This is a genomic window from Bacillus sp. KICET-1 (assembly GCF_027721405.1).
Taxonomy (GTDB): Bacteria; Bacillota; Bacilli; order Bacillales; family Bacillaceae; genus Bacillus; species Bacillus velezensis.
In genome coordinates this window covers 3159882-3167371 of the sequence record NZ_CP113515.1, presented here as the reverse complement: position 1 = coordinate 3167371, position 7490 = coordinate 3159882, and the positions used below count along the sequence as shown (strand labels likewise).

The following is a 7490-nucleotide window of genomic DNA, read 5'->3' as shown; positions in this document are numbered from 1 at the left end:
GGCTTTGCAAAACACTGAAGATCTTCTTTACAAACTATTGGCAGGCCAGCTGAAATCTGTCGGATTTTTTACGGAAAACGAAACGCAGCCTGTCATGCAGGGGTTTTACGGCAGGTGGCTGGAAGAAAGCATCTCCATCTTGGTGCAAAAAGGCTTTTTGAAACAGTCTGGCAGTACGTATGTGTTAACGGGTCCGATAGAGCGTGCGGACGTTCTGTGGCAAGAATGGGATGAAAAGAAAGCTCCTTTACTCAAGGACAGCAGCAAACGGGCGATGATCACCTTAGTGGAGACCGCTCTCAGAGCTTTGCCGGATATTTTATCCGGCAGAGTTTCTGCCACTGATGTTCTGTTTCCTGATTCCTCAATGGAATTGGTTGAAGGAATCTATAAAAACAATGAAACGGCAGACTACTTTAATGAGGTGCTCGCTGACACATTGACGGCTTTCATTGAAGAACGCCTGAAAGAAGACCCGAACGCGGAAATCCGGATATTAGAGATCGGAGCGGGGACGGGCGGGACGAGCGCGGCCGTTTTCAAAAGATTAAAAGAGGTCAAACCTCATGTGAAAGAATATTGCTACACCGATCTGTCAAAGGCCTTTTTCATGCATGCTGAAAAAGAATACGGTCCCGACAATCCGTATTTGACTTATAAGCGGTTTAATGTGGAAGAGCCCCCGGCTTTGCAGGGTATAGAGGCGGGTGCATATGACGCGGTAATTGCGGCAAATGTGCTTCACGCGACAAAAAATATTCGGCGGACACTTCGCAATGCCAAAGCGGTGCTTAAAAAGAATGGGATTTTGCTATTAAATGAGATCAGCAGCCATTCGGTTTATTCTCATCTGACATTCGGTCTTTTGGAAGGCTGGTGGCTGTATGAAGACGCCAAACTGCGTATTCCCGGATGCCCTGGGCTGTATCCTGAAGCATGGCAGTCTGCGCTGGAAAGCGAGGGATATCGGTACGTTACATTTATGGCGGAATCGTCACATCACCTCGGCCAGCAGATCGTGGCGGCAGAAAGCGACGGCGTCATCAGGCAAAAGCAGCCGGACGCGCCGGCGGTTGAAGAAATTGCGGCTTCCAAAGAGCCGGCTGATTTCACAGAACCGTCTTTCTCAGTCACAGACCGGACGGTGCAATTCATAAAAGAAACGTTAGCCAAGTCCATAAAGCTTGCTCCCGAGCGCATTCAGCCGGAAACCAGCTTTGAAAAATACGGCATCGACTCCATTTTGCAGGTGAATTTTATCCGTGAACTGGAAACATTGACGGGCGAGCTGCCGAAAACGGTCTTATTTGAACACACGAATACGAAAGAACTTGCCGAGTATTTGCTGGAAACTTACCCGGATAAGCTGCAACAGGCATTCGGAGCCGATCAAGCGCCTCCTGAAACGGAGCATCCGGAACCTGCAATGAATGAACCGGTGCCGCTTGTCACGGAAACACGGCGATTTATCACTGAACAAAAAGAGCCAAAAGCGCTAAAGCCGGAAACAGAAACCGTCACCGATAATCGCTCAGATCGTGACGACATTGCCATTATCGGCATCAGCGGCCGCTATCCCGAGTCTGAAACCCTCGATGAGCTGTGGGAGCATTTAAAAGCCGGAGACAGCTGTATTACGGAAGCTCCGGAAAACAGATGGAAGTCCGGTCTTCTGAAAACAATGGCAAAAGAAACACGAAAAGAAGAACGCAAAACACGGTACGGCGGATTTCTGAAGCATATTGACGCTTTTGACCATCACTTGTTTGACATCCGGGAAGACCATGTGATGGAGATGACGCCTGAGCTCCGTCTAAGCCTTGAAACCGTATGGGAAACATTTGAAAACGGCGGCTACTCGTTAGAAAGAGTAAACGAATGGCAGGAATCAGACAGCGGGATCGGTGTATTTATGGGCAGTATGTACAATCAATATTTCTGGAATATCCCGTCATTGGAAAAAGCTGCACTCAGCTCTAACGGAGGGGATTGGCATATCGCCAACCGCATTTCCCACTTTTTCAATTTAACGGGTCCGAGCATGGGCGTTACGACCGCATGCTCCAGCTCACTGAGCGCCATTCATCTCGCCTGTGAAAGCCTGAAGCTTAACAGCTGTTCCATGGCGATTGCCGGAGGGGTCAATCTCACGCTTGAACCGTCTAAATATGATGCGCTCGAACGGGCGAATTTGCTTGAGCAGGGAAGTGAAAGCAAAAGCTTCGGAACCGGCACGGGCCTGATGCCGGGAGAAGGAGTCGGAGCAGTGCTCTTGAAGCCGCTCTCCAAAGCGGTTGCCGACAAAGACCATATTTACGGGATCATTAAAAGCAGCGCGTTGTGCCATAGCGGCGGAAGGCAGATGTACACGGCTCCGGATCCGAAACAGCAGGCGAAGCTCATGGCGGCTTCCATTGACAAGGCCGGAATCAATCCGGAAACAATCAGTTATGTTGAATCAGCGGCAAACGGCTCTGTATTGGGAGATCCGATTGAGGTCATTGCCCTGACAAACGCGTTCTCGCAATATACCGATAAAAAACGATTTTGCGCGCTTGGATCCGTCAAGTCAAATCTCGGCCATTTAGAGGCGGCCTCCGGGATGTCCCAGCTCGCGAAAGTGCTGCTGCAAATGGAGCGGGAAACATTAGTTCCAACCATTAATGCAAAACCGCAAAATCCGAATATCGTGCTTGAACAAACGGCCTTTTACCTGCAGGAGAAAACCGAGTATTGGGAGCGTCTGAAGGATGCCGAGACGGGAGACATCATACCGCGGAGAAGCATGATCAATTCCTTCGGGGCAGGCGGGGCATATGCAAATCTCATCGTAGAAGAATATATCAATCCGAATTCTAATCATGCCCGTCACGGCAATGAGGAATATATTTTCCCTGTGTCAGCGAAAACAAAATGGAGTTTTGAAGCCTATCTTGAGAGACTGGCGGCCTTTTTAGAAAAGACGCCATCTCTTCATCCGGCCGCCATCGCATCCGCGCTGCAAAAAAGAACGCATCATCCGGAGTATCGGGCGGCATTTACGGCTGCTTCCGTTCAGGAACTGTCGGAAAAACTGGCCGCTTACCGCATGGATCAGCGGAATCTCAATTTCTCCGATTCTGATATCGGCCGGCGTGCGCGGCAATGGGAAAAAGGAGAGAATATCACGTTTGATCAGTTGCAGCAAGAGCACGCCGTTCATCTGCCGGCCTACGCTTTTGACCACGGGACTTCTTTTCATTTCGGTGAATCAGAAAACGCTGCCGGCGTTCAGGCGGTATACAGTGATGACGACCCATACGTGAAAGGGCATCAATTCAGCGGAGAACCGGTACTCGTCGGCGCTACATATAACAGTCTGGCAGTCGATCATTTTTGTGATCTTTTTCCTGAAGCAGAGGGAGGACATATTAAAAAACTGAATTACGTCAGCCCCATTACCGTAAAAAAAGGCGATCGCATCGAGCTGAAAACAGAATCGAAACAAAACGGGGATGGATTTGAACTGAGCATAATGCACCGCAGCCGCACGTCTCCTGATTGGAGCATAGCGGCGTATGCCGAGTGCAGCCCGTATCCGTTTCAAAAGCAGCACGCGGATCTGGCGGCCATTCAGCGCTCATACCGGGAAGTGGGCCGGATAGATGAGTTATACGGAGACGGAACGGGAACCGTCGTGTGGGGAGAAGAATTTAAAACGATCACCCGCCTGTACAAAGGCACTGATGCCGTTTTAGCGAAAGTGAACCTGAACAATAGCGACTCACAACAAGCGCATCATTATGCCATAAATCCGTTAATCGCCAACAGTGCTTACTTGGCCTCGCTTTCTTTATTGGACCAAACAGAGGCGGAAAGCTATCTGCCGTTCGGCATTAATTCCGTCACCTTCAGCAGCCCGGAAAATCTTACCGATTGCTGGCTGCACATCAAGCTGGCCAAACAAACGGGGGAAATGATTCTGATTAACGCAGATGTCATCAGCAGCCGATCGGAAGTGGTGATGCGTTTTGAAGGCTATGCCCTGAAACGGTTCCGCCCGAAAACCGAACAGATGAATCAGCCGGCCCGAACGGCTGTGAAGAATGCGGGAGCACCGATTTCTGCCGGCAGTCTGACAGATGATATCCGCAGCTACGTCCTTGGCAAGCTCGCTAAGATGATGGATGAACCCGCGCCATCTCTTCGTTCTGACGCGAATATCATGGAATTGGGACTTGATTCAGCGAGCCTGATCGGGCTGACAAAAGAGATCGGCCAAGAGGCGGACATCGATGTGAATCCAACATTGTTTTTCGAGTATCCGACCGCGGAGGAGCTGACCCGCCACTTCGCGTCAGCATATGAGAGCAAGTTTTCTCAATTGCTTGCCGATCATAAGCATTCAGAAGAGGCCAGGGTCACGGAAACAGAAGAGCGCACTTTACCGAAGAAACAGCATACGCCTTGTGATAACGCCGATATCAAGCAAGGAATCGCGATTATCGGTATGTCAGCTCAGTTTCCGCAATCCCCGGATATCCAGTCTTTTTGGGAGCACATCGTAAACGGGGATCACTGTATTACCGAAATTCCGGCGGACCGCTGGGACTGGCGCCGTTACGCCGGTGATGAGAATGACACGAGTCTCAGATGGGGCGGTTTTATTGACGGTGTCGGCGAATTTGACCCGCTCTTTTTCGGAATTTCCCCTAAAGAGGCATCACAAATGGGGCCGGAGCAATTTCTGCTTTTGATGCATACATGGAAGGCAATGGAGGATGCGGGCCTGACAAATAAGGCGTTATCAAGCAGACCGACAGGCGTTTTCGTTGCCGCGGGCAACAGCGATCCGAACAATGGAACAGCCATCCCGTCCATCATTCCGAACAGAATATCATATGCCTTGAATTTACAAGGACCGAGTGAATATTACGAGGCTGCCTGCACGTCAACGCTGGTGGCATTGCACAGGGCGGTTCAATCAATCCGTCATAACGAATGTGAGCAGGCTGTCGTGGGGGCCGCCAATATTCTGCAATCGCCGAAGGGCTTTATCGGTTTTGACTCAATGGGATATTTAAGCAAAAACGGCCGGGCGAAATCGTTCCAAAAAGATGCCGATGGCTTTGTCAGAAGCGAAGGGGCGGGCGTGATCATCATCAAACCGCTTGAGGCGGCAATTGAAGACGGCGATCATATTCACATGGTCATTAAAGGAACAGGAGTGTCTCACGGCGGTAAAGGCATGTCGCTTCACGCACCGAATCCGGCGGGAATGAAGGCCGCGATGAAAAAAGCGTACGAAGACACCGATGTTGATCCGCAAACCGTCACTTATATTGAAGCGCACGGCATTGCCTCCGAAATGGCAGATGCGCTGGAGTTTAATGCAATCAAAGCGGGTTACGGCGAGTCTGCAAATCAAGGGGAAAGCGCGCCTTGTTATATCAGCACCGTGAAACCTTGCATCGGGCACGGCGAACTCGCTTCCGGACTGGCCGCCCTTATAAAAGCGGCGATGGCCATGAAGCATCATACCATCCCGGGCATTCCCGGATTTACAGCTGCAAATGAGCAAATGGCCATTCAGAAAAGCCGCTTCCGTTTCACCGAAGACAATCAGGAATGGACACAGCTCACCGACCATATGGGCAGACCGATTCCGCGCCGGGCCGCAATTAACAGCTATGGCTTCGGCGGCATGAATGCGCATGTCGTCTTGGAACAGTACAGCCCGAGCCATAAAGACAAAGAATCTGCGTGTGAACCGCAGCTTATCGTGCTTTCTGCTAAGAGCGAAGGACGTCTTAAGGCGGCCGCAGGTCAGCTGGCTGATTTTGTGCAAACTGGAGATACTCCGTCATTGCGGGATATTGCTTATACGCTTCAGACCGGCCGTGAGGCGATGAACTGCCGCCTGGCACTCGTTGCCCGCAATCAAGATGAATTGCTGGAAAAACTGAAAGAGTACAGAGCATTTTCCGAAGAAAGCAATGGAATGAAAAGCTTCTTTACAGGCAGTCAGCAGACTGGATCAGGAGATATCGGCGTTTTACTGGAAGGGACTCTCGGTACAGTCGTCACGGAGACGCTGTTGGCTGAAAACAATCTGGAAAAACTTGCATTTTGCTGGGTGAAAGGTGCGGATATACCGTGGGACAGACTCCACCAAGGCAAATCTGTTCAAAGAGTGCCGCTTCCGACATATCCTTTTGAAAACCATAAGTATTGGAACGGCGGTCAGTCAGAAGACATCAGCCTTGCACCGGTATCACAGAATCCTCAGATCCGCTGCGAGAGCGCGGCTGACATTGTGGCAGACATTTTGGGGATGGAGCCAGCGGAAATGGATCAAAATAAGCCGCTGACTGAATACGGCTTCGATTCAATCTCCTCTATTCAGCTGTTGAAGAAACTTGAGGACGGAGACAGCCGCATCAGTCTGGAGGCTCTTCAGAAATGCAGCACTGTTCAGGAGATTAGCATGCTGTTAAAAACGAACCAATCGCAGGAGGCGGGCCGAAATTTTCCAGAACTCGTCAAGCTGAATGATAGAGAAAAAGGCCGTCCTGTTTTTTGGTTTCACGGCGGAACGGGAGGCGTTGAAGCATACCAGCCATTCGCCAAAAAGAGTCAGCGACCTTTTTACGGCATACAGGCAAGAGGTTTGACAGGGAAAGAGCCGCTGCAAGGAATCGAAGAGACGGCCGCTTCTTATATGAGAATCATCCAAGCGGTACAGCCGAAAGGGCCTTATGACCTCGGCGGATATTCCTTGGGCGGAATGCTTGCATATGAAACCGCGCGCCTCTTGCAGGAGGAAGGTCATACGGTAAAAAGCGCCGTCATGATCGACACCCCGTACAGTGAAAAATGGAAAGAAAGAAAACCATCTGTTAAGTCGGTCATGCTGCAAACGATCAATACGATGCTTACAGCATATCTTAAGCCTGAAAACCTTGAAGAGGCATTAATCAGCAGAGAAGACATTACCGTCCAGGCTGAGGAAGAAGAAGTATTGAAAGAATTGACCGGCCTTGCCAAAAAGCGCGGTCTGCCAAAATCCGAAGAAGCGATCCGGATGCAGCTGGAGCAAATGATGAAGACGCAGCTCGCTTACGGAATGGAAGAGTATGACATGAAGCCGCTGCCTCATCCGGAAGCGCTGCAATGCTACTACTTCCGTAATAAAAGCGGTTTGTTCCTCGGAGATCTTGAACGTTATCTGACAGCAGAGGAAGAACAAATCCCGTTAGACCATGATGCGTATTGGAAAGAATGGGAACGCCAGATGAAACAGTTTCACCTGCTGGACGTTCACTCTTCCAATCATGTCACAATGCTGTCGGAACCAAAGCCGCAAAACGCCATTAAGGCATTCTGCGAAAAACTGTACGCAAACAAAGGAACGATCAGCGCAAATTTCCTTAAATCTTTCAGAAAAAAGCTGGACGAAACAAATGAGCTGGTAAAACGGTAATAGAGAACGGCCGGAGCAATCCGGCCGC

Annotated in this window: 1 protein-coding gene; it reads left to right on the top strand. The window is 50.2% G+C overall.

What is annotated here, in order from left to right:
• Positions 1–4 precede the first annotated feature (4 nt).
• Positions 5–7462 carry a beta-ketoacyl synthase N-terminal-like domain-containing protein gene (locus tag OVA33_RS16140; protein WP_025649440.1) on the top strand — a complete coding sequence of 2486 codons (7458 nt, stop codon included), beginning with the start codon at positions 5–7 and terminating at the stop codon, positions 7460–7462.
• Positions 7463–7490: the final 28 nt, after the last annotated feature.